Below are 26,247 nucleotides of genomic sequence, written 5' to 3'. Positions count from 1 at the left end.
GCAGGCAGTGGACGGATCGGTGGCCCGGTGGAGCGCGGTGTACCTGGAACACCTGCAGGCCAGGAAGCTGGCGGCCAACTCGCTGCGCGCCTACCGCCGCGACCTGGAATCGGTGGCCGGTGAGCTCGCCGAGCTCACCGGCACCGGCTCCGACCGGTTGCCGGTGGCCGAGCTGACCTCGGCGGTGCTGCGGTCGGCGTTCGCCAGGTTCGCGGGCGCGCGCTCGGCGTCGACGGTGACCCGGGCGTGGTCGACGTGGAACGGGTTCTTCGGGTTCCTCGTCGTCGAGGGCGCGGTGGAGGGCAACCCGATGCAGGTGGTGCCCAAACCGCGCAGTTCCCCGGCCACCCCGAAGCCGCTGCAGGGCGAGGACACCCCGGAGCGGCTGCTGCGGATGGTCGCCGCGGGGGCGCGGCAGACCCGCAACCCGTGGCCGGAACGCGATCTGGCGGTGCTGGCGACCCTGCTGTGCACCGGGGTGCGCTCGGCGGAACTGCTCGACCTCACGGTGTCCTCGCTGGCCGGGCGGCCCGGGGACCGGCGGCTGCACGTGCGCGGCAAGGGCGGGCGCAACCGCTCCATCCCGATCGAGGACAGCCTGGACCGGGTGGTGCGCGACTACCTGGCGTCGCGGCGCACCCGGTTCGGCGAACGGCTCCCCGGCGGCGAGCCGTTGTTCGTGGACCACCGGGGCGAGCCGCTGCGCCGGGGCGGTCTGCAGTACCTGGTGCGGCAGTCGCTGCGCGCGGCCGGGGTGTCCGACCGGGTGCAGCGCGGGGCGATGGTGCACGCGCTGCGGCACACCTTCGCCACCCGGCTGGCCGAGGACGGCGCGAACGCCGCCGAGATCGCCAAGCTCCTCGGGCACTCCTCGATGAACTCCAGCCAGAACTACATCGACGTGACCGCCCGGGAGCAGCGCCTGTCCGTCCGGGCCAACCGCACCCTGCAGGTGCTCGGCGAGCTGTCCGACGATCGGTAGCGTTCGAGCGTGCCGAGATCAACGGTGGTGGCCACGGACGACCCGGAGCGCGCGGTGTGGCCGGCCGTCGACCTGTCGCACCGCGCCCCCGGCGGACTCCTGGGACCGCCGGGCCGGATCGCTGCGGTGGGCGGCCGGCCGCGTCGAGCTGGAAGGACGTCCGCGCCGGACCTCGTGGCGCTGGTGCGGGTGATTGGTCCCGGCCGCGTCGGGTTACTCCGGGGGCGGGAGGGACGTGATGTGCCGGTTGTTCGGGCTCACCGCCGGGGCCAGGCGGGTGCGAGCGACGTTCTGGCTGGTCGAGGCCCCCGACAGCCTGGCGCGGCAGAGCCGCCGGGAACCCGACGGCACCGGGCTGGGCACCTTCCGGCCGGACGGGACGCCGCTGGTGGAGAAGGAGCCGGTGGCCGCCTACGCCGACCCGCGCTTCGCCCGGGAGGCCAGGGAGCGCGAGTCGCCCACGTTCCTGGCCCACGTCCGCTACGCCTCCTCCGGGGCGCTCGAAGCGCGCAACACCCACCCGTTCGAACAGCGCGGGCGGTTGTTCGCGCACAACGGCGTCATCGGCGACCTGCCCGCGCTGGAGGCCGAACTGGGGCAGCACCGGTCCCTGGTGTCCGGGGACACCGACTCCGAGCGGTTCTTCGCGCTGGTCACCCGGCACATCGACGCCAACGGCGGTGACATCGGCGCGGGCATCGCGGCGGCGGTGCGGTGGATCGTCGACGCGCTCCCGGTGTACTCGCTCAACCTCGTGCTGACGACGTCGGACGAGCTGTGGGCGCTGCGGTACCCGGAGACGCACTCGTTGTTCGTGCTGCGGCGCGCTGCCGGTGGACCGCATGGTGACCGATATCTCGAACACGCGAGTTCGGCGGGCCGCATCCGCACGCGTTCCGGTCAGCTGGCCCGGCTGCCCTCGGTGGTGGTGGCCAGCGAGCGCATGGACGAGGACCCGGGATGGCGGCCGCTGCGGCCCGGTGAACTGGTGCACGTCGACCGGGAGCTGACCGTCCGCGCCTATCCGGTCGTGGACGGTCCGCCCCGGCGGACGCTGGAGCTGGACTCCCGGGCGGCCGCGTCGCAGGCGAGCTGAGGCGTTCGGAGGGCCGATCTTGCCCGGTTACGATGGTCGGGCGCCATGCCCGCGACGAGCGAACGGAGCCGCCGTGACCGACTCGACCTCGCCCCCGCGACGGCTGCAAGCACCGGAGCGCGCGGAGATCGACACCGACAGGGCGTCGGTGGCCCGGGTCTACGACTACCTGCTCGGTGGCACCGACAACTACGCGGTGGACCGCGAGGCCAGCGCCGCGCTGATCGCGGCGATGCCGGACACCCCGTTGCTGGCCAAGGCGAATCGGGCGTTCATCCGGCAGGCGGTGCGTTTCCTGGTGGGGCGGGCCGGGATCCGCCAGATCATCGACATCGGTTCGGGCCTGCCGACCGCGGGCAACGTGCACGACGTCGCGCACGAGATCGATCCCGCGGTGCGCGTGGTGTACGTGGACAACGATCCGACCGTGCTGGTGCACGGCGGGCCGCTGCTGTCCGCGCACGTCGGCACGACGCTGATCGAGGGGGACGTCCGCGAACCCGACGCCATCTTCGACCACCCGGAGACGCGGCGGCTCATCGACTTCTCCGAGCCGTTCGCCGTTCTGCTGGGCGGAGTCCTGATGCACCTCGACGACGAGGACGACCCCGAGGGCGTGGCCGCGCGGATCCGCGACCGGCTCCCCTCCGGCTGCTACCTGCTGGTGTCCAACACCTGCGACACCGGCGAGCCGCGGGTGCGCGACCTGGCCCGCACCGCCGCCGAGTGGGGCCTGGGCTCGCGGTGCTTCCGCACCTGGGACGAGCAGATCCGCTACTTCGACGGCCTGGAGCTGATCGCCCCCGGACTGGTCCCGAACAACGTCTGGCGGCCTGGTCTGGAGATGCCCGACCCGGACGACATGGCCCATGCCCTGCACATCGGCGGCATCGCCCGCAAACCGTAGTTCCGGCGCGCGGCCGAGCCGGAGCCGGGCCCGTGTTCGGCCTCGGACCGGTCGTGCCCGGGGTCGGGGACCGGTGACACGCCCGATGCCGGCCCGTTCGGCGGGCTCGCCCGCTGGTGGGCTGACCACGGCTGAATCGTGACCGGCCGTCCCGCGCGCCGGGACTTGTCAGCGGATCCGGATCCGCGGCGCGTCGTCGTCGGTTAGTCTTCGCGTGCGCCGCGCGACGTGGAGGGGGAGTGATGGCGGAAGAGGTCTGGTACGAGCCACCACCGGACATCGCCCGGCTGTTGGCGCGGTACTCGGCCGATGCGCAGTTGTGGTGGGTCACCAGCGAGTTCCAGCGGCACTGCTACGCGGGCCCGCGCGGAGCCACCGGTCCGATCCCGTGCCTGTGCGGCCAGGAGGTCGTCCGGTGCGAGCAGCCCTCCCCGGGCGCCCGGTTCACCACCTGCCCGGTGTGCCACGAGCGCAGCGTGTGGATCCGGTGCCGGCGCCCGCCGGCCGGGCAGCTGCTCACCAACCCGACGGTCGACGGCGAGGTCGCCGAGGACCGGACGCGGCCGCGCCTCCGGGGCGGGCAGCCGCGCCGCATCCACTGACCGTCCACTTCGGACAGAAGGCTGATCGTCCTGTTTTCCCGGTGTGACGGGAAAAGCGCTTCCTGTCGGAACTGCCCGCGGTGTCCTCGCACGGGTGGCCCAGTCGGATCCGGCTGATGGTCGAACGTGGTTGACCTGCTTCACCGGCTGGTGGTAGGACCCGGAATCCGGGGGGATCCGGTCTGAGGATGGGGGCCTCGATGTCCGAACCCGGTGCACAGCAGCCGAACCGTCCGGTTCGCGAAATCCTCGGTCGCCACGACGGTTACGCCTTCGCCGGTAGCGGCGTGAACACCACCACCGGCAACGCCACGTACCACGCGACCGATCTGTCCTTCCCACCCGCGCTGCGGGGACTGCTGGAGTGGACGCGCACCTACAACTCGCGCGCGGAGGGCGGCGGGCCGCTCGGCCCGGGCTGGAGCAGGGCCTTCGGGGCCCGGCTCGTCGCGGAGCGGGAAGGGATCATCCGCCAGCACACCGCGCTCGTGGAATTCCACGACGAGGACGGCAGGGTCCTCGCGTTCCACCCCGACGGACCGGGGCGCTTCGCGCGGCCACCGGACCTCGACGCCGATCTCGTCCAGGACGCCGAAGGCGGGTACGCGCTGTCGTTCCGCTCCGGCGTCCGCTGGCTGTTCGACGTGTCCGGGCGGCTGAGCGCGCGGGAGGACGAGGGGCAGCGGGTCACCGTCGAGCACGACGAACGCGGTCGGGTGCTGCGCGCGGCGCACTCGTTCGGCAGATCCCTGGTGTTCAGCTACGACGACGCGGACCGGCTCGTCCGCGTCGAGGCCAACGATGGCCGCGCGGTGTCGTACTCCTACGGACCGCGCGGCGCGCTGGAGTCGGTCACCGACGCCACCGGTGCGACGACCCGGTTCGACACCGACGACGCCGGTCGCCTGACCCGGGTCGTCGACCCGGACGGGGTGGTGCTGGTCGTCAACGCCCACGACGAGTCCGGCCGCGTCGTGCGGCAGGACTTCCCGAGCGGCGGGGGAGTGGAGTTCCACTACGAACCGGGCGTCACCACGGTCACCGACGTGGTGACCGGGATGCGCACCGAGTTCCACGCCGATGCGCACGGGCGGACGGCCCGGACGGTGGACCCGGAGGGCGGCACCGCGGAGTTCGCCCACGACGAGCGCGGACTGCGGCCCACGGCGACGTCCCCGGGCGGTGTCGTCGTCGCCCAGGAACACGACGACCGCGGCAACCTCGTGTCCCGCACCGTTGGCGGGAGCACCACGACGTGGGACTACGACGAGTCCGGCCGCGTGGTGTCGGAGACCGACGCCGAAGGCGGGCGGACCCGGTACCGCTACGAGGGCGACAGCCGCGTCCCGCGCGAGATCGTCGACCCCGTCGGCGGATCGTGGCGCTACGTCGTCCACAACGGACTGATCGAGTCGGTCACCGACCCCGGGGGCGCCACCACGACCCGCACCCACGACGCCGCGGGCGACCTCGTCGCGATCACCGACCCGGAGGGCGACCGGACGCTGTTCGACCACGACGCCGCCGGGAACACCACCGCGGTGACGGGACCGGACGGCGCCACCGCGCGCTGGACGTTCGACGCGGCCGGTCGGGTCACCGAGCACGTCGACCCGCTCGGCGCCGTGACGCGCTTCCGCTACTCGCCCGGCGGCAGGCTCCTCGAACGGATCGAGCCGGACGGCGCCGCGACCCGCTACGACCACGACAGCGCGGGCCTGCCGTCCGCGGTGACCGACCCGACGGGCAACCGGACGACCTACTCGCGCGACCCCCACGGGCGGCTGCTCGCGATCACCGGACCGGACGGCGGGGTGACCCGCTACTCCTACGACGCCCTCGGCCGGTTGAACGGCGTCACCGACCCGGAAGGCACGTGGGTGCGCTACACCCGCGACGCCGACGGCAACGTCGTGGCCGAGGACACCCCCTCCGGCACCACCCGCATCGCCCACGACGAGCGCGGCAACCCGGTCGCGGTGACCGACCCCGGCGGGGCGACCACCCGCTACGGCTACGACGCCGCCGGACGCCGGAACCGGATCACCGACCCGGAGGGCGGCTCCTGGCACATCGGCCACGACGCCGCCGGGATGCCGGTGTCGGTGACCGACCCGACCGGTGCCCGGGCGACCATGCGGTGGACGCCGCAGGGCACGCTCGCCTCGACCACCGACCCCGACGGGCGCAGCGCGGTGCTGCACCGGGACCGGCGCGGCCGGGTCACCGAGGCCGCCGATCCCGAGGGCGGCATCACCCGCTACGCCTACGACCCGCAGGGCCGCCGCATCGCCGTGACCACCGCGGCGGGCCTGGTCACCCGCACCGAGTACGACGCCGCCGGGCACGTCGTCGCCACCGTCGACCCGCGCGGCTGGGTGACCCGCTACGAGTACGACTCGCGAGGTCACCGGATCGCCGAGACCAGCCCCGGCGGCATCCGCCGGAGGTACCGCTACGACCCGGCGGGCCGGATGACGGCGTCCATCGACGGCAACGGCAACGAGACGCAGTACGGCTACGACCCGGCCGGGCGGCTGATCTCGGTCACCGACGCCAAGGGCGCGGTCACCCGGTTCACCTACGACAAGGCCGGTCGGCAGACCTCGGCCACCGACCCGCTCGGCCGCACCACGCACCGCTCCTACGACGACGCGGGCCACCTCGTCGAGGTCACCGACCCCGACGGGCGCGCGCAGCACTTCGACCACGACGAGAACGGGCGGCTGGTGCGCCGCCGGGCCGACGACGGCACCGAGGTCCGCTACGGCTACGACCGGGTCGGGCGCCGCACCACCATGACCGACGGCACCGGCACCACCCGCTACAGCTACGACGGCGCCGGGCGGCTCACCGAGGTCGCCGACCCGGACGGTTCGGTGCTGCGGGCCCGGTACGACCGATCCGGGCAGCGCACCGCCCTGGTCTACCCCGACGGGCACGAGGTCACCTACCGCTACGACCTCAACGGGCGGCTCGTCGGCCTGCACGACTCGCGGGCCGGCGACGTCGCGTACGCGGTGGACCCGGACGGGCGGTTGATCACCGAGCAGCTCCCCGACCGCCTCGCGCGCCGCTACCACTACGAGCATGGCCTGCTGACCCGGTTCACCACGTACCAGGACGGCCACCCGATCGCCCGGACCGCCTTCACCCACGATCCGGACGGCAGGATCCTCACCCAGCACGACGACGGCCACCGCGCCGAGTTCCGGTACGACCGGCTCGGTCAGCTGGTGTCGGCGCGGCGCTGGGACATCCGGCCCTGGCCGTGGGATCCGCACGAACCCGGGCCGGCCACGGCCGAGCAGGTGCACCGCGAACACGGGTTCTGGCGGGAACGCGAATCCGACCGGCTGCACTTCACCTACGACGCGGTCGGCAACCGCACGCGGCTGCGGCACGGCGAGCACGAGACGCACTACCGCTACGACGCCGCCGACCAGCTGGTGGCCTCCGAGGCGCACGGCCTGCGCACCGAGTACCGGTACGACTCGTCCGGACGCCTGGTCGAACGGACCACGGGCGAGCACCGCCGCACCACCACCTACGACGGCCTCGGACGGGCGGTCGAGTTCACCTCGACCGAGCCGTGGCCCGCCGAACGCGTCACCGCCACGGTCAACGGGGACGACCTGCCGGTGCTGCTCGTGTTCACCAACACCGACGAACGCCGCGAGCAGGAGCAGGCGACCTCGGTGCGGTACCGGTGGAACCACGACAAGGTCCCGCAGATCATCACCCAGCGCGTCCACCCGGACCTCGACGACACCGAGCACGACCGCCCGGGCAGGCTCAGCGCGGACTTCACCTACGGCTACGGCCGGGTGTTCGCCTCCTGGGAGCACGGCTCGCGGGCGTTCCACCACGACGCCTTCGGCTCCACCCTGCGCACCGACGACACGGCCGCGTGGGCGCAGGCCCGCCACTACGAGCCGTTCGGTGCGCCCGAGCAGCACCCGCACCACCCGGGAGGCCCGGAGATCCCGCGGTTCGGCTACCGCGGGGAGCTGGCGCTGGGGCCGGTGATCGACCTGCGGGCGAGGTGGTACGACGCCTCGCTGGGGCGGTTCACCACGCGCGACCCGATCACGGTGTCCACCGTCGGTCCCGGGCGTGCCGGACACCCCTACGCCTACGCCGACAACGACCCGCTGGACCGCGTCGACCCGCTGGGCCTGCTGGCCGCGCCGTTCGCCGGTCCGGCGGCCCGGGCGAGCGCGATGCGCGGGATGGTGGCCGGTGCCGTCGGCATGCTCGCGGCCGGGCGCGGCGGTGACCGGACGAGCCTGCACAATCTGGCCGTGGAGACCGCGACGGTGTCGCTGGAGGGCCAGATGGCCGCGAAGTTCGGCATGTCGGTGCCCGCGGCCGAGTCGAACATGCGCAACGAGGTGTTCATCAAGGGCGCGGGCAAGAACGGTGCGGTGAACGGCCGGGTGGACATCGCGTTCCTGCACCCGCCGACGGCCTACCTGTGGGAGGTCAAGTCCAGCACCCACCAGGGCGACGAAACCGCCTCCGAAGCGCTGGCCAGGCAGGAGGCGGAGGACTACGCGGTGGCGTGGTCGGGGATGCGGCCGCCGCCGTTCCCGCAGACCCCGCACGCCGAACCCGGCGACGCCATGGCGGCCCACGTGCCGCTGCCCGGGATCACCGTCGACGACCTGCAGTGGGAGGTCTACTCGTTCACCAAGGGCGTGCAGTGGGGCGCCGTGCTCTACGGCCCGCAGCTCAAACCGCCGCCGCCGAGGACGGTGCCGGTCCCGCAACCGAAGCCGCGCTCCGAGCCCGAGCACCACTGGTACGAGTTCTGGCACTGGCACCTGCCGCCGCTGCCGTCGTTCCCGATGCCGACCCCGCAGCAGAGCGCGGGAGCCGGAGCCGTGCTGGGGGCCGTGCTGCTGCTGGGCGTGGTCGTCGTTGCCGCCGCCTAACCCGTGGGTGGCGGAGGGGCCGCCCGTGGTCCGGCTCCACCTGGAACTGGACCACCGGGTGGACTCGCCGGAGCAGTTCGCCCGCGACGCCGGGGCGTGGCTGACCGAGGCGGTCGAGGAGTGCGCGCCGCCGCTGGTCGCGCGACTGCCGACCGATCCGGTGCTGCGCCCGCGGACCGCGCGCAACGCGTTCGGCGTCATGGGCCCACCGGACACCACGTGGGCCCTGCTGCGCACCTGCCGCGATCCCGGATCCCGGCGGTGGAGCAACGCGCTGTACTCGCGGCGCGCCTGGGACCGGGTCGTCCGCCGCCTCGCGGATCCCGGGCTGCTGGACGTCAACCTCTCGTTGGCGCCGCTGGACTCCGAGGGCAGGCTGGTCAACTGGTGGGCGACCATCACCTTCGGCGTCCGCCGGCACCGCGCCGACCCCCGGTGGGTCCAGTTCCACGCGTCGCTGCCCAGCCAGCTGCTCCCGTGGCCGGAGTCGCCGGGGATCCAGGAGCGGCTGATCGGCTTCCTGGAACGCTGGGCGGTCCGGCTTCCAGCCCGCTACGGCCACCTCACCGACGACGCCGCCGAGTTCGCCGGAACCGCGCTGGAACAGGCGATCCACCCGGTCGCGCCCGAGCCGCCCGGTGTTCCCCGCTGCGCGGAGGTGCTGCGGGGGTATTCGTGGGTCACGATCTGCGCCGGAGAACTCGTCGACAGGCTGGGCGGCCCGGAGGCGCTGGAACGCTCGGGGGCGTTCCACACCGTGCGGGAACTGGCCACCGGGGACGTGCTGCTGCGCGCGACATCGCTGCTGGAGCAGTACCGGCAGGAGGCTCCCGAGCGCGTGTTCCGCGTGCTGGCGCCGGTGCTGCCGCCGGGCCACGTGCCCCGGCTGACCGTGCTGGCGGAGCGCCTGGCCGTCGACGTCGACGCCGCCGACCACCAGCGGGGAGGATGAGATGGCGCTGCCGGATCTGCCGGAAGGGCTGCCGCCCGGCCGCCCGGTGGCCCGCGGCCGGCTGGACGCGGGCGGCGTGCCGGTGGGCCCTCCGACCGGCGAGCCGCTGCTGTGGGTGTCCGACGAGCCGGTGCCCGACGCGGGCGTGCGGTGGGCGCGGCTGCTCGCCGACCACCCGCGGACGGGGCTGTGGCCGCTGCTGCTGACGATGCTGGCCAGCATGCGCCGCACCCCGACGCGCCCGTGGCACAACGGCGAACTCGCGCCCGTCGCGGCGAGCGGGATCGACGAGGTGGACGTCGACGCGTGGCTCGCCCGGCGGTGGCGCACCGAGGTCCGCCGCGACGACGACTTCGGCGCCGACGCGGTGCACCCGGTGCCGTTCGACGCCTGGCCCGGGCTCGCCGACGCCGCCCGGCCGGAGGGCGATCCGGACGCGCACGCCGCGTCGCTGGCCGAGTCCCCGGACGGAGCGGGCGCGTTGACCGGCCGCGACGACGTCCTGCTCGGGCTCGTCCCGGCCGCCGACGGCGCCGAGGCGATCGCCTCGTGCGGCTGGATACCACCATCCACAGTGGACGCAGTGGGGTGTGCGGCGGTGGTCCGCTCCTGGCAGCGCCGCTTCGGCGCTCGGCTGTGCCACCTCGGGTTCGACACGCTCGCGGTCACCGCGGCCTGGCCGCCGCGCGACCGGGAGCACGCGCTGCGCGTCGCGGCGGAGCACTACGCCTTCTGCCCGGAACTCCTCGCCGCGCAACCGCTGGAGGGCCACGCCACCGACCTGCTGCGGGCCGGAGCGTGGCTGTTCTGGTGGGACTGATGATCAGCCACAGTGGACAGATGCGCCCGGCCGGGCCGCCGTGCCACCATGGGGGTGCCTCCGAGTGGGGCCGGGGCCCCGCCGACCGCCGGTGGTACGCGGTCCGGCGGGGTCTTCCGGTGTTCGGGCGTCGGGTGGTCGGCCCGTCCGGGAGGCGTTGACGTGCACCGCTGCGGGAGGCGGGCCCGGGGCGGGACGCCGCTTCTCGCGGTCGGCTCGCAGTGGACCGACCGCATCGTCGCCTCCCGGTGCGTGCGGTCCGGGTGGTGCCCGGCGGGCCTGAGCGGCGCTCACGTCCCGGCGTGCGAGGTGGAGTCGAAGCCCGCCAGGGCGGTGCGGAACGGATCGGGGTCGACCGCGAACGGGCCGTGCAACGGGTGCAGCAGCTCGACCGACATGTACGCGGTGAACCCGAGGGTCAGCGTCAGCAGCACCATGGCGGCGACGTTGGCCGGGCGCATGCTCAGACCGATCAGCAGCGGGAAGGCGATCATCAGGGCCGCCCCCAGGAAGCTGGCTGCGAGCAGCACGATGTTGAAGTTCTGGTCGTCGGTGGCGATGTCGACCCGCTTGCGGTGGCCCTCGTCGATCTGGCGGATGTTCTGCAACGACTGCTCGCGCGAGCTCTTGATCGCCTCGTTGTCCACCGGGAGCGCGAGCACTTCGGAGCGCAGTGAGTTCAGCAGCCGGTCGACCTCCGGGTCGGTGTCGCCCCGGTCGAGGGCGGCCCACTCGTGGTCGGCGACGCGGCTCGCGTACTGGGCGGTCAGCGACTGGATGGCGGTGGAGTGCGGTGCGGGCGCGATGCTCGCCTGCCAGTAGGTGTCGGTGAGCGCGTTGGCCTCCTGCTGCGACGACTTGTCGATGTCATCGCCGTTCTGCCAGGCGAACACGATGTAGAACGCCAGCACGACGGTGAACAGGGCGTTGAGCACGCCGCCGACGAAGGACTGCGAGTCGGAGTCGGCATCGCCGGAGGCGGCCGCCTTGCGACGGGCGCTGAGCACGGTGAACCCGGCGACGCACAGGGTCAGCAGCACGACCGCCAGAAGGCTGAGGAGGATCACGACTGTTCCGTTCCTGGAGTGAGCGGGACGGGCTGGAAGGCGCGAAGCGCGCCTCAGCGACCGTACCGGCGGCCGGACCGCGGGAACACGGATTTTCCAGCAATAATCCGAACTTCACTTGATCAAGTGATCTTGGAAATCGGCCGGATCGGGTTGAGCGCCGTCCGCGGCTCTCTCGGCCGAGGTTGAAAATCCGCCCCATTGCTGGTCAACGGCAGAATGAGTCCACTGAGGAGTGTTGAGTGGAGCCGGAGGGGCGTGGTTCGGGCGCTGCTACGCTCGCTCCGTCGGCCGGGAGGAAGGTTCAGCGCGGGGTTGGATTCCTCCTGCTGCGTCGAGGTTTTCGCAACGAATCCGAAGTCGATGGGGGTGAGTCGTCGTGCGGTTCTCGTCGGTCATGCCGGCGCTCGCGCTGATGCTGCTGACGCCGTTGCTCGCCTCCGCCTACGTCCCGCGAGGACTCCCGGTCGGCACCTCGACGGCGCACTCCGCTTCCGTCGGGGCCATCTCACTGCCCGGGCTGGCTTCGGTCGCCCGGTTGGACGTCCCCCGCGATGCGCGGATCGTCGCCGCGGAACTGAGCTGGCGCGGCGACGTCCCGGCCTGGTGCCGGTACGTCCCCGGCACCGGGCAACCGGAACTCCCGGCCGCCAACCTGACCGTCGGTTCGGAGCGGGTCGCCGCCGAGCGCATCACCCGGGACGAGCGCGGCTACACCGCGCACGCCGACGTGACCGACCGGCTGCCCGGCGTTCTCGCCGCCGGCGGCGGTGCGATCGTCGTGCGCGGCCTGCGCTCCGGGGTCGGCCACGCGTGCGGGGGGAAGTGGACGTTGGACGTCCGGTGGGAGACCGCACGACCGGCGCTGTCCGTGCGCACCGAAGCGGAACCGCCCGCGGCGCGGCCCGGCGAGGCGGTGACCCAGAAAGCGGTCGTCACCAACTCCGGGGACGTGCCGTTGACCGGCATCGTCGTCGAACTCGCCGCCGGCGCGTGCCGTCGACCGGTGGACCGGCTCGACCCCGGGCTCAACGTGGCGGTCTCGTGCGATGGCGTGACCACGCCGCCCGACGGTCGGCTCGTGGCGCGCGTGCACGGGAGGAGTCCCGACGGCGAGGACGTCGCCGCCGAAGCCTCCGGCCGGATCCGGCTGCTGCCCCCGCCGCGGGCGGCGGTGGCGCTGGAGGTCGGCGAGATCAGGCAGGCCCCCGGGGCGCGGTACGCCGAAGTCCCGGTGACGGTCCGCAACATCTCACCCGTCGCCCTGGACGGCGTGGTGGTGAGCGGCGAACCTCCGGCGTGCCGACGCGAGTTCGGCCGTCTCGATCCGTGGCGGGAGGTGTCGTACCGGTGCCGGGTCGGTGCCGGGCGCAGCGTCGACCTCGCGGTCACCGCGTTCCCGGTGGTCGGCGGTGCCGTGCGCGACACCGCGCACGCGGTCCGGGCCGCCGCCCACGCGAGCGCTCCGCCACCCGCCCCGCCGCAGGTGCGACCAGCTCCGCGGCAGGAGCGGTCGGAACCGACCGCGGTGCGCGAACAACCGGAGCGGACCGCCGCGATCATCGCGATCCTCGGCGTGCTCGTGATGACGGTCAGCGTGGGAGCGCTGTCCTCGGCGACGCGCGTCGGCAGATGACCTGGTGCCGGGCGGGCGCGCAGACCACATCGGCGTCGCCGATGTGCACCAGTGGTGATTCACCGGAAGAGAGGATGGAACCGCATGCGGTGGATTCGATGCGCTTCGGTGGCCCTGGCCGCCGGGGCGCTGGTGACCGGATTGTCGGCTGGTGTGGCCGCGGCCGCGGACGGCGAGGTCACCGTGTTCGAGACCGAGGTGCAGCCGCTGACGACGTACGCGGCGCCCGAAGGCTGCCAGAAGCTGCCGATGGCCGCGCACGTGCTGGTCAACAACACGGACAAGCCCGTGAAGATCTACGGCGACCCGTTCTGCGTCGGCCCGTCGGTGACGATCCCACCGGGCCACGGCTCCCACGTCGCGCCGGGCAGCGGCAGCTTCTCGGCATGACGGCGCGGAGACCGCACGCCACCCCGGGTGGCGCACCGGTGGGTCCGGTGCGGACCCACCGACCGCTCGAACGCGCGCCGCGACTAGGAGCTCCGCATGTCCGTTGATCTCGTCGTGGTCGGACTCGGCTACGTCGGGCTGCCGCTGGCCGCACGGGCATGCGAGGTCGGTGTGCGCACCGTCGGGTTCGACGTCTCCGCGGACGTGGTGACCGCCCTCAACGCGGGTCGGTCGCACGTCGGGGACGTCCCGGACGGCGTGGTCGCCGAGATGCTGTCGAACGGCTTCTCGGCGACCACCGATCCCGCGGTCCTCGCGCAGGCCGACACGATCGTGCTCTGCGTGCCCACCGGGTTGTCCGAGACGGGAGAACCCGACCTGACCGCGGTGCGGACCGCCGCGCGCACCGTCGCGGCGCGGTTGTGCGCCGGGACGCTCGTGGTGCTCGAATCGACGTCCTACCCCGGCACGACGGAGGAGGTGCTGCGCCCGATCCTGGAGCAGGGCAGCGGCCTCGTCGCGGGGGAGGACTTCCACCTGGCCTACTCGCCGGAGCGGATCGACCCGGGCAACGCGGCGTTCGGCGTGCGGAACACGCCGAAGGTCGTCAGCGGGGTCACCCCGCTGTGCGCGAAGTACGGGGTGGCCTTCTACGGACGGCTGGTCGACACGCTCGTCGTCGCGCGCGGCACCCGCGAGGCGGAGATGGCCAAACTGCTGGAGAACACCTACCGGTACGTCAACATCGCGCTGGTGAACGAGGTCGCGCTGTTCTGCGACCAGGTGGGCATCGACGTGTGGGACGTGCTCGACTGCGCCTCGTCCAAGCCGTTCGGGTTCTCCCCGTTCCGCCCCGGACCCGGCGTCGGCGGCCACTGCATCCCGGTCGACCCGCTGTACCTGGCGAGCAAGGGGCGCGACGAGGGCTTCTCCTTCAACGTGCTCGCCGCCGCCCGCGCGGTGAACGAGCGGATGCCCGAGCACGTCGTGGACCGCGCCGCGAAGCTCCTCGCCGAGCGGGGACTGGGTCTGCGCGAGGCGCGCGTGGCGCTGCTGGGGGTGAGCTACAAGCGCGACGTCGCCGACACCCGGGAATCCCCGGCGTTCGCGGTGGCCGGTCGGCTGCTGCGCAACGGCGCGGACGTCCGCTACCACGACCCGCACGTCCAGTCGTTCACAGTGGACGGTCGGGAAGTGTCCCGGGTGGACGAACTCGCGGACGCCCTGAGCACGGCGGATCTCGCGATCGTGTTGCAGGACCACTCGTGCTACGGCTCCACCGAGCTCGCGGAGTCCGGGTGCCCGGTGCTGGACACCCGCGGCAGGCTCTCGGGGGAGAACGTGACCACGCTGTGAACGAAGAATCGCAAGACCTGCGCGGAAGACCGTTTGCCGCGCTGGGGCGGGAGACTGGCGGATCCTGCCGGAACATGTCCCGTAGTGACAGAGGAAGGAAGTACCACCATGGACGCGACCATCGCGAACGAGCGGCTCCGCAAGCGCTTCGCCAAGTGGGACGTGGACGGCAGCGGCAGCCTGGAGCGCGCGGACTTCGAGAAGGAGGCCATGCAGATCGCCCGGTCCTTCGGCAAGGACCCGGAAGGTCCCGAGGCCCGCGAGCTCCGCGACGCCTTCGTCGGCATGTTCACGCAGCTCGCCGAGCAGGCCGGCATCCCCGCCGACGGCTCGCTGTCCGAGGAGCAGTTCGTCAAGGCCGGCGGCAAGCTCGTCGCCGAGGGCGCCGAGGCGTCGTTCAACCGGGTCCTCGGCCCGGTGGTGCGCGGCATCGTCGGCATGTGCGACAAGAACGACGACGGGCAGATCAACGGCCAGGAGTGGGTGGCCTGGATGGACGCCGTCGGCGTCGACCAGTCGCACGCCGCCGAGGCGTTCCGCAAGGTCGACACCAACAACAACGGCGAGCTGTCCCTCGACGAGCTGCTGGACGCGGTCCGCGCGTTCCACTACGGCGAGCTGGACGTCGAACTGCTCGGCTGATCCGGGGCCGTGGAAGGAAAGAAGGCCGGTGACCGCGAGGTCACCGGCCTTCTGCCGTCAGCCCACCGGGATCGGCGCCGGTGTGAACGACACCGGCATCTCCGGTTGCAGCCCCAGGTCCGCGCCCGTGACCGGCACCTCGGCCCGGATGAGGATGTTGTAGTGGTTCGGGAAGTGGCAGGCGTCGAATCCCAGCACGGTGCCGACGAGGTGGTCGCCGATCCAGAACTCGTCACCGCGGTCGACCACCCCTGCGCTGGCGAACTCGGCGAACCCGAGGAACCCGACCCGGTCGATGCGGGCGCCCGCGGCGGTTTCCCGGTGGTCGGTGGTCACCAGCTCGTGGACCTCGCCCCGCCGGACGCACCGGCTGGCGTGCGGCTCCAGGGACATGCCCCGTCGTTCGCGGCGGTGCAGCAGCACCTTCACCAGGGTGCCGCTCAGCGACCGCTTCGGGCCGTCCTCTTCCAGGTTCACGTGCTCTCCCCTCCGGCCGGTGCCCCGGCCAGCTCGGTCCGGTAGATCTGCGCGACGAGTTCGAGAGCCGGCAGACCGCCGTCGTCGGTCCGGTGGCCCGCGTCGACGGTCGCGGCGAAGTCGTCGAGGATGCCGCCGTACTCGTGCCACAGCGACGACTTGAAACCGGGGTGCCCGGCCAGCATGTCCGCGCGCAGCTCGGTCCCGTCATGGCACCGGACCTCGACGTCCTTGGCCTCTCCCGGGTAGGACCAGTCGAGTTCGACGACAGCGGGAACTCCGGCGGTCGACCGGAGCTCGACGACGGCCTGGCGGTCGACCTCGCCGTCGCGCCGCACGGTCGCGTCCACGAGCTCGACCTCGCCGAGGAACAGGCGAACCAGGTCGAACGCGTTCGGACCGTTGTCGGCCACGCACCCGCCGCCGCACCGGTCCGGGTCCAGGTACCAGGTGTCGCCGCCGATGTGGTCCTCGATGAGCTCCAGGTAGCGCACGCGCAGCGACTCCGCCCCGCCGCGGCGGCGGACCTCGTCCAGCAGGCCCAGCACGTTGTCGTTGTAGCGGCGGTGGAACGCGGTGAACAACGGCACCCCCAGGGCGTCGGACAGCGCCGCCAGCGCCCGGCCCTCCGCATGCGACGACGACAGGGGTTTCTCCACGCAGACCGGGATTCCCGCGCGCAGGACGTCCCGGCACACCGGGGCGTGCACGTCGTTCGGGGCGGTCACGACCGCGGCGTCCAGGGCGACGCCGCGCAGCATGGCGTGGTGGTCCGGGAAGCAGGGCGCGGTGTCCCGGTGCGGCGCCAGCGCGGACTCGCGGACGTCGCAGACCGCGGCCAGCTCCCAGCCGGGGGAGCGCTCGATCGCGTGCAGGTAGTACTTCGAGATCGTGCCCAGTCCGACCAGGCCGACCCGCCTGGGGCCCATCAGCGCTCACCCACCGGTGCGGGACTGCGGAGTCCGAGGTCGAGCAGTTCGCGGTGCACGTGCTCCCGGATCGGCACCCCGAACTGCAGGCGCTCCTGCGCCCGTTCCGACTCCCACCAGCCCGGGTAGCGGACCTCCTCGCCCGGCGCGGCGGACGGGCAGTCGACGAGCGCGGCGAACGCGGTCTGCGCGTCGGCCGCGAATTCCCCGGCCGGGCGCAACGAGTCCGGGGCGATGGCGAGCACGAAGTAGCCGATGTCGTCGTCGCGGCCGTGCGGCCCGCCGTCGCCCAGCAGGGCCGCGGGCGCCGGGCCGAGCCCCGCGCCGGGCAGCAGCGCGGAGAGCACTTCGACGACGAGCCCGAGGCCGAAGCCCTTGTGCACGCCGTTGTCCGGAGTTCCGCCCAACCAGCGCAGGTGCGCCGCACCGCGGTCGAAGGCGGTCGGGTCGGTGACGGCCTCGCCGGAGTCGTCGGCGAGCCAGCCGTCCGGGACGGTCTCGCCGCTGCTCGCGGCGATGCGGACCTTGCCGGTCGGCACCACCGTGGTGCTCATGTCCAGGACGAACGGGTGCTCGGGCAGGGCCGGGGCCGCGACGCTGAGCGGGTTGGTGCCGAGCATGGCCAGAGCCCCGTGCGGCGGGCGGGCGATGCGCTGGCCGCCGCAGTTGCTCGCGACCACGCCGATCATCCCGTGGGCGGCCGCGCGTGCCGCGTGGTGACCCGCGCACCCGAAGTGCGTCCCGCCGCGCACCGAGACCAGGCCGATGCCGTGCCGCCCGGCCCGTTCGACCGCGGAGTCCATCGCCTCGGCCGCCGCCCACAGGCCGAGCGCCCGGCGCGCGTCGACGACCGCGCAGGCCCCGAGGTCGGTCACCACCTCCGGTTCCGCGGCGGGATCGACCCGCCCGGAGTCGAACAGCGGCAGGTACAGCCGGCGCAGGTTGAACACGCCGTGCGAGTCGAAGCCGCACAGGTCGCCGTGGCACAACGCGGACGCGGCGGTGCGCGCCCGCGGCGGCGGAACTCCCCGGTCGGTGAACAGGTCGGTCACCAGCGCGTGCAGGTCCTCGTAGGGCACCCGCACGGTGTCGTGGTGCGGTGTCATGTCCTTTCCTTCCCATCGCGGTGCTGTTCGGCGAAGCCGGTGAGCAGCGCGGACACGGCGGACGCGAAGCCGTGCAACTCGTCCAGGTCGGCGTGCTCACCCTCGGCGTGGGCGTTGTTGTCCTGCAACGACCCCGGCCCCAGGACCGCCGTGTAGCAGTCCGGGATCCCGTCCATCCAGATGGCGTCGCAGGTGAAGGCGGGTTCGACGTCGGGCCAGCGGGCGATGCCGGCGCGGGTGAGCAGGTCCTCGGCCCACGGCTCGGAGTTGTTCAGGCACGGCAACCCGCGTTTGAGCCAGCGCACCCCGGTGACCGCCGCCGCGTCCGCGGCGGTGCGGGTGAACTCCCTGGTGTCGGCGAAGATCCCGGTGAACCGGCGCACGCCGTCCTCGACGGCGGCTTCCAGGGCCTTCTCGGCCCGGGCGCCTTCGGCGGAGGTGGCGTAGGAGAGGTTGATCAGCAGTTCCCCGCTGCCGTACACGCGGTTGTGCGCGTGTCCGGTGTGGACACCGCCGATGCACAGCCGACCCGGCCGGTCCCGCGGGTCGAGCGCCGCGGCGAGGTGCTGGGCGAGGAAACCGAGCAGCACGCTCGCGTTGTGGCCGGTGTCCGGCCGGTCGTCGACGGCGCCGTGCCCGCCGACGTGCACGCGGGCGGTCATCGACGCGGTGGACCGGGGCAGGTAGCGCAGTCCGGTCGGCTCGCAGAAGATGTTGAGGCGTCCCACGTGCCCGGCCTCGACCAGCGGTCGGGTGCCGAACGTGCCCATCGCACCGCCTTCCTCGCCGGACACGGCCTGCACCAGCACGCCGACGTCGCGTCCCAGCGCCGGTTCGGCGCGCACCGCGTCGCGGATGCCGCTGAGCAGCGCCACGGCCGGCCCCTTCGCGTCGATCGCGCCGCGTCCGGTGAACCGGCCGCCGCTCAAACCCACCGGTTCGAGCCCGGCGACGGTGTCGAGGTGGACGTTGAACATCACGGTCGCCCGCCTCGGCAGGGCCGGGCCGAGTCGCAGCAGCAGGCTCGGTTGTTCGGCGAGGAACCGGGGGTCCTCGGCCGCCCGCCGCACGGTGACCGGCACGTCGTCGCGCCGCAGGACGTGCGGCGGCGGACTTCCGTGCCGCACCACGCGGAATCCGACCGACTCGGCGGCGCGGGCGTAGGCGCGCTGCGCCTCCCGCAGCCGAGGCGGCGGGTCGTCCGGCGCCGCTTCCAGGAAGCCGACGGTCGGGGTGGCCAGCAGGTGGAGGAGGAGTTCCCGGTCTTCGGGGGTGAGGAGATCGGACATCGGTGCCTGTCTTCGGGCTCGTGGTGCGTGGCGGTGCCGGCGGCGGAACCCCAGCGGCGGTCTCGGCTGCGGGAGCCCGTGCCCGATGTGCGCGGGAGGGGCCGTCCTCGTGGGACGACCGCCGAGCGCGCGGCGGTGCGAGCTGCGAGGGCGGAGCGAGCCCCGCCGGGTTCGAAGGCGGGCCGTCAGGTCGCGGGGGTCGCGGTGCTGTCGGCGGGGGCGGGTGGCAGCGCCGCGACCCGCAGCAGGCGTTCGAGGCGGTGCCCCGCCTGCACGAACCGCTCGGCCGAGGTCGCGACGACCCCTTCGTGCGGCCGCGTTCCCAGGTGGGGCTCGATCGACAACGCGCCCGAGTAGCCGGCGGCGTGCAGCAGCCGCAGGCAGTCGACGACCCGGGACCGGCCGTCGCCGGGGAGCACGTAGGTGGCGCTGCCGGGCGTGCCGACCGCGTCCTTGACGTGCACGTGCGCCACGTGCGGCAGGATCCGCCGCAGCACGGCGTAGGAGTCGTAGCCGTGCGCGATCCCGTTGCCGGTGTCGAACAGCAGCCGCAGCGCGGGTCCGCCGACCTCGGCCACCAGCCGCAGCATCCGGTCGGCGTCCTCGCCCGCCCAGCCCGCGCAGTTCTCGTGCAGCAGCACGACGTCGTGCGCGGTCGCGCGTGCCGCCAGCCGCGACAGCCGGTCGAGCACGCGGTCGCGCCACTCGGGCTCCTCCAGGCCGTCGTTCGGGTAGGACATGATCCGGACGAACCGCGTGCCGAGCGCCGCGCAGCGCTGCGCCAGGACGTCCAGCTCGCGCAGGTCGTCGTCGAAGGGCGCGGTGATCGGGCGGGCCCAGTTGCCGATCCGGGACGCCAGGCACACCACGTCCAGTCCCGCGTCGCGAACGGCCCGGTGCACGGCGTCGAAGTGCCGGTCGTCGAGGTCGGCGAGGTGCGCACCGTCCACTGTGCGCAGTTCGATCGCCGACCAGCCGAGGCGTTGCACGGCGTCGATCTGGGTGGCCAGGTCGGCGCCCGCCTCGTCGCCGATCCCGGCCAGCCGGTCGCGCGGTGGTTCAACGAGCATGCGTCCAGGTCCTCTCCGGGATCGGCGGCGCGGCGGTGCCGGCGGCGCAGTGCCGCTTGGCGTCCGCCAGCAGGCGGACGATCTCGCAGTGCAGGTCGAAGGTGTCGTGATCGCCGGACTCGCCGTGGAAGTGCCGGTAGGCCTGCACGACGAACCGGGTCAGCGCGTCATCGCGGAACACGTGCCGCTCCGAGCGCTCGCCCTGGGACACCACGAGCTGGGCGTGGTCGTCGTGCTCGCTGATCGGGTAGTGGCCGATCGCCTGGCCGCCGCTGAACTCCAGCGCCACGCGGCGTTCCTGCACCGGGGAGGTCAGGTCGGAGCTGATCTCGGTGACCACGCCGTTGCGGTGCCGCAGCGCCAGCTGCGCGCTGCCCATCCGGGGCAGCACGGTGCTCCCGCACCGCATGTGGGTCCACCGGGCACCGGTGACGTCGGCGCCGCCGGCCAGCCGCAGCACCACGCCGAGGGAGTGCGGGACCTCCACGTCGAACGCGGTCGGGTGGCCACCGGTGCCCAGCGACCGCGCGAACCGCGGCTTGTGCTGGGCGACCCGGATGGACCGCAGGTCGCCGAGGGACCCGTCGCGCAGCAGGGCACCGAGCCGGTGGGTGAGCTCGGCCTCCAGCCAGTGCGCCACCACCACCAGGTCGAGCCCGTACCGGTACCGCAGCGCGGTGATGGCGCGCAGGTCGGCGGCGCCGGTGGCGACCGGTTTCTCCACGATCATGCGGCGGAAGCCGAGCTCGGCGAGCTCGGACAGCACCGTGACGCGGCTCTCCGGAGGGGTGCACACGTGCACCGCGGTGGTGGGTGGGTCGACGAGCAGGGCGGCGGCGCGCGCGGAGTCGACGACGGCGACGTCCGGGTGGTTCCCGCGGGCTTGCGGGGCGGGGTCGCAGGCGACGACGGGTCCGGGGTGGAACAGCTCGCCGGCTACGGCGCGCGCCTTCGACAGCACCCGCAGGTGCAGGCCGGAGCCCGCGCGGCCGAGGCCGACCACGAGTGATCGCAGCATCGGGGGCAGTAAGTCCTCTGTGGACGATGTATTCCAGGGATCTCCGCGAGTCCACAGGAGACGGACGCGCGGCTTGTCGCCGGGGAACTCTACAGATCGCCCCGGGAAGCCCGAAAGCGGGTCGTGCGGGGATTCTTTCGTCACCGTAACGAGTGAAATCCACGCACGAGCTTTCGGCTCGGGTTGCGGGTGGGCTAGCTTCGTGATCAAGCAGATCGCTTTTTCCCTTCTTTTTCCTGGAGTGTGGTCATCGTGTCCGGCGGGACGGAGTCAGCCGGGGTGCGGGAAGAACGCGCGGTGCCGGCGGAAATCCCCGACACCGGATCCGTCCCGTTCTTCTCGCAGGCCCGGACGTTCGACAGGCTGTGGCCGTCCATCAGCGCCCGCGTGGAGGAGGTCTTCGACAACGGGAAGTTCTCGCACGGTCGGCAGGTGGCGGAACTGGAGCGGCAGCTCGCCGAGTACACCGGCGCGCGGTTCGCGGTCGGGGTCAACAGCGGGACCGACGCGCTGGTCCTGCTGCTGCGTGCGGCCGGGCTGCGCCCCGGGGACGAGGTCGTCGTCCCGGCGTACTCGTTCGTCGCGACCGCGACGTCCGTCGTGCTGGCCGGCGGGCGGCCGGTGTTCGCCGACATCGACCCCGCGACCTACGCGCTCGACCCGGCCGAGGTCGACCGGGTGGCCGGACCGCGCACCCGCTTCGCGATGCCGGCGCACCTGTTCTGGCAGATGGCCGACATGGCGGCGCTGGGCGAGGTGGCCGAGCGCCGCGGGCTGACCGTGGTGGAGGACAGCGCCGAGGGCATCGGCATGCGCCAGGGCGGTGTCCACGCGGGACGGCACGGTGCGGGCGGCGTGCTGTCGTTCTTCCCCAGCAAGACGCTGGGCGCTCTCGGTGACGCGGGTGCCGTGCTCACTGACGACGCGCGCATCGCCGAGCTGGTGTCCGGGCTGCGGCACCACGGCCGGTTCGGCCGGACCCTGGACCACTTCCCGGGCATCGCCACCGAAACCGGGCTCGCGGGCACCAACAGCAAGATGGACGACATCCAGGCGGCGGTCCTGCTGGCCAAGCTGACCTGCCTGGACGCCGACATCGCCCGCCGGGCGGAACTGGCCGCGGCCTACACCGACCGGCTCACCGGGGTGCCCGGCGTGGTCCGGCTGCCGCAGGTGGTCGACCGCGGTCCCGGCTCGGCGGCGGTGTTCTACGTCTACCTGATCGAGGTCGAGCACCGCGACGAGCTCGTCGACCACTTGGCGCGCAACGGGATCGGCACGGAGACGTACTATCCGGTGCCGCTGCACCTGCAACCCTGCTTCGCCGGGCACCGCCACGTCCTGGGCGACTTCCCGCGCGCCGAGGCGGCCGCGGGGCGCGCGGTGGCCCTGCCGCTCTACCCCGATCTCACCCTCGACCAGGTCGAAAGGGTGTGCTCGGTGGTGCGCGAGTTCCTCACCGGGAGGTGCGCCTGATGCGACCCGAGATCCCGTTCTTCCCCCCGGACCTGTTCGAGGGCGACCGCAAGGTCATGCTCGACCTGATCCGCGAGATCGGGCTGGCACCCGAGCAGAAGTTCATCCTCGGCGAGCACACCCGGCGGTTCGAGGAACTCCTCCGGGAGTCGCTCGGCGCCGCCGACGTGATCGCCTGCGGCAGCGGCACGTCCGCGCTCGGCCTGGTGCTGCGGGCGATGGACGTCGGACCGGGCGACGAGGTGGTGGTGCCCGCCTTCGGGTGCGCGCCGCTGGCCTCGTCGGTGCTGGAGGTGGGCGCCCACCCGGTGTTCGCCGACATCGACCGGCGCACCATGGTCGTCGACCCGGACGACGTGGAGCGGCGGATCACCCACCGCACCAAGGCGATCCTGCCCGCGCACATGTTCTCGATCATGGCGGACATGCCCAGGTTCACCGAGCTGGCCGCCGAGTGGGGCCTGCGGCTGCCGGAGGATTCCGCGGTCGCCCAGGGAGCGGTGCTCGGGGGCACCCCGGCCGGGCTCTGGGGCGAGGCGGGCGTGTACTCCTTCGTGCAGGTCAAGTCGTTCGGCATGCCGGGCGAGGGCGGTGCGGTCGTGACCCGCGACGCCGAGCTCGGGCACCGGGTGCGGATGCTGCGCAACCACGGGCAGGACGGGCAGCGGTTCGTGCACCGGGTGGTGGGCACCAACAGCCGCTTCGACGAGATCCAGGCGGCCTTCCAGGTGCACCGGTTCGCGGGCTTCCCGGACCGCCTCGAACGCCGCGCCGCGATCGCCGACCACTACACCGAGCGCTTCGCGCCGCTGGCCGACCGCGGCATCGTCCCACCGCCACCGGGCCGGGAAGGGCGCTGCTACTACGTCTACTGCGTGCAGGCGGAGAACCGCGACGCGCTGAAGGACCACCTCGCGGCGCAGGGCATCGGGTCGCACGTCTACTACCCGCTGCCGCTGCCGCACCAGACCGCGTTCGCGCCGTGCGCGCCCGCGGACGAGCGGTGGCCGAACGCCGAGTACGCGAGCCGCCGCATCCTCGCGCTGCCGATCTACCCGCACCTGGACGACGCGGACGTCGAGCGCATCGCCGACGCCGTCTGCGCATTCGCCCGGTGACACACCAGTGAGGACGACACGATGACCAGCGACGTCAACACCGAGCACACCGCGGCGCCGCAGACCCGGCCGGAGAGCAAGTTCCGCAGCTACCTCCGGCTGGGCAAACTCGACGTGCCCGACTACTACATCGGCATCCTGGTGGTGGCCTCCGCGGTGCTGCTGCCGTCCGCGGCGGTGGAACCGCGGACGATTCCGATGCTGCTGCTGTTCCTCGTGGGCGAGGTCTGCACGGTCGTCGCCATGGTGGCGCTCGACGACGTGACGGGGTACCGCGACGGCAGCGACATCGCCAACTACGGGCCCAACGACCCGCTGCGCAAGAAGCTCCGCAAACCGCTGGTCGCGGGAACGCTGACCACGCAGGAGGCGCTGCGCTTCGCCTGGGTCACCGCGGTCGCGGGAGCGCTGCTGTGGGCCGCCGCGATCGCCGTGGCCCCCCACCGTCCGATGTGGACCGTGGTGCTCATCGCGGCCACCTACGCGATCTCGTTGCAGTACTCGTACGGGATCAAGCTGAGCTACCACGGCTTCCAGGAGGCGTTCCTGGTCGCCCTCGGAGTGGCGCTGGTGTTCGGCCCCTACGGGCTGGCGACCGGGCACTTCTCGGGATTCCTGCTGGTGCAGGCCGTGCTGTTCGGGCTCGGACCGCTGATGTTCGGGGTGTACTCCAACACCAACGACGTCGAGGGGGACCGCGCCGTCGGACGCCCGACCGTCGCGGCGCTGACGTCGGCGCGCGGCAACGCGATCTTCATCGGTGCGCTGTCGGTGGGCGAGTTCCTGCTCGGCGCGGTCGCCTCGGTCGCCGGGGTGGCGCCGTGGTGGTTCGCGCTCCTCGTGCTGCCCGCGACCGCCCTGCGCGCCCGGCAGTACTACCTCGGTTTCGTGCGCCACGACATCATGCGCGCCCGCCGCCTCGGTTTCACCGTGCACCGCGTGTACGTGGCGCTGCTGGTCGTGGCCAACCTGCTGGTGGGGGTGATCGGATGAGCCCGGATCTCGACGTTGCCGTGGTGGGCGCGGGCATCGCCGGGCTGACCGCGGCCGACGAACTCCGCCGCGCCGGACTCGACGTGCGCGTCTTCGAGTCGGCGGGGCACGTCGGCGGGCGGATGGCGAGCGCGCGCCGCGACGGCTACACCATCGACACCGGCGCGGAGCAGATCTCCCCGCGCGGCTACCGGGCGACGTGGGAGCTGCTGGCCCGGCTCGGCGTCACCGAGGACGAGGTGCCGCGCATCGGCCGCCCGGTCGCCGTGTGGCGGGACGGTCGCGCCCACTCCGGCGTCACGGACCCCCGCGGCATGATCTCCGGTGCCGGGTTGTCCGCGCGCGCCCGGCTGGACCTGCTCCGGTTCGCGGCCTGGGCGCTGCGCCGACGCGCCGACTTCGACGACGACCACCCGGAGCGCAGCCCACTGGCCGATGCCACGGTCGCCGAACTCGCCGGGCACTACCACCCGGACCTGCACGACTACCTGTTGCAACCGGTGGCGGGCAGCTTCTTCGGGTGGGACACCGCGCGCTCCTCGGCGGCGGTGCTGACCGGCCTGCTGCTGGCGGTCGGCGGTGCCGGGACGTGGCGCACCTACCGCGACGGCATGGACACCCCGGCCCGGCTGCTCGCAGCCGGGCTCGACGTCGTGACGGGACGGCGCGTGGACGAGGTCGTCGCCGACCGCGGCACCGCCCGCGTGCGGATCGGTTCGGACGAGATCACGGCGCGGTCGGTGCTGCTGTGCGTGCCCGCGCCGGTCGCGCGGTCGCTGCACGCGAACCCGCTGGACGAGGAGGCCGACTACCTGGCCGCCTGCACGTTCACCACCGCGCTGAAGGTCAGCTGCCTGCTCGACGCACCGCTGTCCCCGGAGGGGGCGGGGCGGCCGTACCTGCTGCTCACACCGGAAGCCGAGGACCGGGCGCTGTCCGCGATCATCTTCGACCACGAGAAGCACCCCGGCCGGGCGCCGACCGCGAAGGGGCTGCTGACCTTGATGGCCAACGCCGGAACGGTCCCGGACCTGCTCGACGCCCCGGACCACGAGGTCGTCGAGCGGCTGACCACCGCGGCCCGGCGCTACCTGCCCTCGCTCGGCGCGGTGAACCGGGCCAACTTCGTGCACCGCCACCACCACGCGCTGCCGGAGGCCACGCCCCAGGCGCTGCACCGGCGGGCCCGGTTCATGGCGCGGCCGAACGGTCCCGTCGACTACGCGGGCGACTGGGTCATGCTGCGACCGGCCAGCGAGGGCGCGGTTCGCGCGGGTGCGCTCGCGGCGTCCCGCGTGCTCAGCCGTCTTCGGTCCACGCAGGACACCGCGGCAGCGGCGGGCGTGTAGGACGAACGAGCGGGGGAGTTGGCGTTGAAACCGCA

Annotated in this window: 22 protein-coding genes; 15 read left to right on the top strand and 7 right to left on the bottom strand. The window is 73.2% G+C overall.

Features of this window, described 5'->3' with window-relative positions; genetic code table 11:
• Positions 1–7: 7 nt before the first annotated feature.
• The 7 genes from NV263_RS16610 (at position 8) to NV263_RS16580 (ending at position 10,296) form a co-directional block, all read left to right on the top strand.
• Positions 8–982, top strand: coding sequence for a tyrosine-type recombinase/integrase (locus NV263_RS16610; RefSeq protein ID WP_263247214.1), 975 nt, complete (start codon positions 8–10; stop codon positions 980–982).
• A gap of 238 nt (positions 983–1,220) precedes the next feature.
• A complete protein-coding gene (locus tag NV263_RS16605) occupies positions 1,221–2,078 on the top strand; it encodes a class II glutamine amidotransferase (protein ID WP_263247213.1) in 858 nt (285 codons plus the stop codon).
• A gap of 73 nt (positions 2,079–2,151) precedes the next feature.
• The gene (locus tag NV263_RS16600; protein WP_263247212.1) at positions 2,152–2,985 is read left to right on the top strand and encodes an SAM-dependent methyltransferase; all 834 of its coding nucleotides are present in this window, start codon (positions 2,152–2,154) and stop codon (positions 2,983–2,985) included.
• 242 nt (positions 2,986–3,227) lie between these two features.
• Complete coding sequence (locus NV263_RS16595) at positions 3,228–3,587, top strand: hypothetical protein (RefSeq protein WP_263247211.1); 360 nt, start codon at positions 3,228–3,230, stop codon at positions 3,585–3,587.
• 200 nt (positions 3,588–3,787) lie between these two features.
• The gene (locus NV263_RS16590; protein ID WP_263247210.1) at positions 3,788–8,524 is read left to right on the top strand and encodes a DUF6531 domain-containing protein; all 4,737 of its coding nucleotides are present in this window, start codon (positions 3,788–3,790) and stop codon (positions 8,522–8,524) included.
• 25 nt (positions 8,525–8,549) lie between these two features.
• Positions 8,550–9,476: a hypothetical protein gene (locus tag NV263_RS16585; protein WP_263247209.1), complete on the top strand. Its 927-nt coding sequence runs from the start codon at positions 8,550–8,552 to the stop codon at positions 9,474–9,476.
• 1 nt (position 9,477) lies between these two features.
• Positions 9,478–10,296 carry a DUF4253 domain-containing protein gene (locus tag NV263_RS16580; RefSeq protein ID WP_263247208.1) on the top strand — a complete coding sequence of 273 codons (819 nt, stop codon included), beginning with the start codon at positions 9,478–9,480 and terminating at the stop codon, positions 10,294–10,296.
• A 290-nt stretch (positions 10,297–10,586) separates the two neighbouring features.
• Here the strand turns inward: NV263_RS16580 and NV263_RS16575 are convergent, their stop codons facing one another.
• On the bottom strand, positions 10,587–11,363 hold the full coding sequence (locus tag NV263_RS16575; protein WP_263247207.1) for a bestrophin-like domain: 777 nt from the start codon (positions 11,361–11,363) through the stop codon (positions 10,587–10,589).
• Between the two features lie 379 nt (positions 11,364–11,742).
• Between NV263_RS16575 and NV263_RS16570 the strand changes: the two genes are divergently transcribed.
• The 4 genes from NV263_RS16570 (at position 11,743) to NV263_RS16555 (ending at position 15,387) form a co-directional block, all read left to right on the top strand.
• Positions 11,743–12,999 carry a hypothetical protein gene (locus NV263_RS16570; protein WP_263247206.1) on the top strand — a complete coding sequence of 419 codons (1,257 nt, stop codon included), beginning with the start codon at positions 11,743–11,745 and terminating at the stop codon, positions 12,997–12,999.
• A gap of 84 nt (positions 13,000–13,083) precedes the next feature.
• On the top strand, positions 13,084–13,389 hold the full coding sequence (locus NV263_RS16565) for a hypothetical protein (RefSeq protein ID WP_263247205.1): 306 nt from the start codon (positions 13,084–13,086) through the stop codon (positions 13,387–13,389).
• Between the two features lie 96 nt (positions 13,390–13,485).
• Positions 13,486–14,745 (top strand): nucleotide sugar dehydrogenase, encoded by a 1,260-nt coding sequence (locus NV263_RS16560; protein ID WP_263247204.1) that lies wholly within the window; start codon positions 13,486–13,488, stop codon positions 14,743–14,745.
• Positions 14,746–14,853: 108 nt separating this feature from the next.
• Positions 14,854–15,387 (top strand): EF-hand domain-containing protein, encoded by a 534-nt coding sequence (locus NV263_RS16555; protein ID WP_263247203.1) that lies wholly within the window; start codon positions 14,854–14,856, stop codon positions 15,385–15,387.
• 57 nt (positions 15,388–15,444) lie between these two features.
• Here the strand turns inward: NV263_RS16555 and NV263_RS16550 are convergent, their stop codons facing one another.
• The 6 genes from NV263_RS16550 to NV263_RS16525 form a co-directional block, all read right to left on the bottom strand.
• Positions 15,445–15,864 carry a DUF6917 domain-containing protein gene (locus NV263_RS16550; protein ID WP_263247202.1) on the bottom strand — a complete coding sequence of 140 codons (420 nt, stop codon included), beginning with the start codon at positions 15,862–15,864 and terminating at the stop codon, positions 15,445–15,447.
• Positions 15,861–16,793 carry a Gfo/Idh/MocA family protein gene (locus NV263_RS16545; protein ID WP_263247201.1) on the bottom strand — a complete coding sequence of 311 codons (933 nt, stop codon included), beginning with the start codon at positions 16,791–16,793 and terminating at the stop codon, positions 15,861–15,863. Before NV263_RS16545 ends, NV263_RS16550 begins: the two co-directional genes overlap by 4 nt.
• Entirely contained in the window at positions 16,793–17,899 is a 1,107-nt protein-coding gene (locus tag NV263_RS16540) for an Ldh family oxidoreductase (RefSeq protein ID WP_263247200.1), read from the bottom strand. Before NV263_RS16540 ends, NV263_RS16545 begins: the two co-directional genes overlap by 1 nt.
• Positions 17,896–19,188: a M20/M25/M40 family metallo-hydrolase gene (locus tag NV263_RS16535; protein ID WP_263247198.1), complete on the bottom strand. Its 1,293-nt coding sequence runs from the start codon at positions 19,186–19,188 to the stop codon at positions 17,896–17,898. Before NV263_RS16535 ends, NV263_RS16540 begins: the two co-directional genes overlap by 4 nt.
• A gap of 185 nt (positions 19,189–19,373) precedes the next feature.
• Complete coding sequence (locus NV263_RS16530) at positions 19,374–20,258, bottom strand: sugar phosphate isomerase/epimerase family protein (protein WP_263247197.1); 885 nt, start codon at positions 20,256–20,258, stop codon at positions 19,374–19,376.
• On the bottom strand, positions 20,248–21,276 hold the full coding sequence (locus tag NV263_RS16525; RefSeq protein WP_263247196.1) for a Gfo/Idh/MocA family oxidoreductase: 1,029 nt from the start codon (positions 21,274–21,276) through the stop codon (positions 20,248–20,250). The genes NV263_RS16530 and NV263_RS16525 overlap by 11 nt, the downstream gene beginning before the upstream one ends.
• Before the next feature lie 279 nt (positions 21,277–21,555).
• Here NV263_RS16525 and NV263_RS16520 point away from each other — a divergent pair, with 279 nt between their 5' ends.
• The 4 genes from NV263_RS16520 to NV263_RS16505 are packed head-to-tail and all read left to right on the top strand — an operon-like array spanning position 21,556 to position 26,212.
• Positions 21,556–22,752 carry a DegT/DnrJ/EryC1/StrS family aminotransferase gene (locus NV263_RS16520; protein ID WP_263254227.1) on the top strand — a complete coding sequence of 399 codons (1,197 nt, stop codon included), beginning with the start codon at positions 21,556–21,558 and terminating at the stop codon, positions 22,750–22,752.
• Positions 22,752–23,870, top strand: a complete 1,119-nt coding sequence (locus NV263_RS16515) for a DegT/DnrJ/EryC1/StrS family aminotransferase (RefSeq protein ID WP_263247195.1) — start codon at positions 22,752–22,754, stop codon at positions 23,868–23,870. Before NV263_RS16520 ends, NV263_RS16515 begins: the two co-directional genes overlap by 1 nt.
• A 21-nt stretch (positions 23,871–23,891) precedes the next feature.
• Entirely contained in the window at positions 23,892–24,863 is a 972-nt protein-coding gene (locus NV263_RS16510; RefSeq protein ID WP_263247194.1) for a UbiA family prenyltransferase, read from the top strand.
• Positions 24,860–26,212, top strand: a complete 1,353-nt coding sequence (locus NV263_RS16505; RefSeq protein ID WP_263247193.1) for a protoporphyrinogen/coproporphyrinogen oxidase — start codon at positions 24,860–24,862, stop codon at positions 26,210–26,212. The genes NV263_RS16510 and NV263_RS16505 overlap by 4 nt, the downstream gene beginning before the upstream one ends.
• Positions 26,213–26,247: the final 35 nt, after the last annotated feature.

Origin of the sequence: Saccharopolyspora rosea, assembly GCF_025643595.1 — a bacterium.
Lineage (GTDB): Bacteria > Actinomycetota > Actinomycetes > Mycobacteriales > Pseudonocardiaceae > Saccharopolyspora > Saccharopolyspora rosea.
The sequence above is the reverse complement of the archived record's forward strand: the minus strand, read 5'-3'. Positions and strand labels throughout refer to the sequence as shown.

Excerpts from the sequence above, each read along its gene's own strand:
- NV263_RS16565 (WP_263247205.1), top strand. The coding sequence starts at position 13,084 with ATGCGGTGGATTCGATGCGCTTCGGTGGCCCTGGCCGCCGGGGCGCTG.
- NV263_RS16590 (WP_263247210.1), top strand. The coding sequence starts at position 3,788 with ATGTCCGAACCCGGTGCACAGCAGCCGAACCGTCCGGTTCGCGAAATC.
- NV263_RS16530 (WP_263247197.1), bottom strand. The coding sequence starts at position 20,258 with ATGCTCGTTGAACCACCGCGCGACCGGCTGGCCGGGATCGGCGACGAG.
- NV263_RS16560 (WP_263247204.1), top strand. The coding sequence starts at position 13,486 with ATGTCCGTTGATCTCGTCGTGGTCGGACTCGGCTACGTCGGGCTGCCG.
- NV263_RS16515 (WP_263247195.1), top strand. The coding sequence starts at position 22,752 with ATGCGACCCGAGATCCCGTTCTTCCCCCCGGACCTGTTCGAGGGCGAC.
- NV263_RS16580 (WP_263247208.1), top strand. The coding sequence starts at position 9,478 with ATGGCGCTGCCGGATCTGCCGGAAGGGCTGCCGCCCGGCCGCCCGGTG.
- NV263_RS16525 (WP_263247196.1), bottom strand. The coding sequence starts at position 21,276 with ATGCTGCGATCACTCGTGGTCGGCCTCGGCCGCGCGGGCTCCGGCCTG.
- NV263_RS16595 (WP_263247211.1), top strand. The coding sequence starts at position 3,228 with ATGGCGGAAGAGGTCTGGTACGAGCCACCACCGGACATCGCCCGGCTG.
- NV263_RS16555 (WP_263247203.1), top strand. The coding sequence starts at position 14,854 with ATGGACGCGACCATCGCGAACGAGCGGCTCCGCAAGCGCTTCGCCAAG.
- NV263_RS16535 (WP_263247198.1), bottom strand. The coding sequence starts at position 19,188 with ATGTCCGATCTCCTCACCCCCGAAGACCGGGAACTCCTCCTCCACCTG.
- NV263_RS16510 (WP_263247194.1), top strand. The coding sequence starts at position 23,892 with ATGACCAGCGACGTCAACACCGAGCACACCGCGGCGCCGCAGACCCGG.
- NV263_RS16605 (WP_263247213.1), top strand. The coding sequence starts at position 1,221 with ATGTGCCGGTTGTTCGGGCTCACCGCCGGGGCCAGGCGGGTGCGAGCG.
- NV263_RS16545 (WP_263247201.1), bottom strand. The coding sequence starts at position 16,793 with ATGGGCCCCAGGCGGGTCGGCCTGGTCGGACTGGGCACGATCTCGAAG.
- NV263_RS16540 (WP_263247200.1), bottom strand. The coding sequence starts at position 17,899 with ATGACACCGCACCACGACACCGTGCGGGTGCCCTACGAGGACCTGCAC.
- NV263_RS16505 (WP_263247193.1), top strand. The coding sequence starts at position 24,860 with ATGAGCCCGGATCTCGACGTTGCCGTGGTGGGCGCGGGCATCGCCGGG.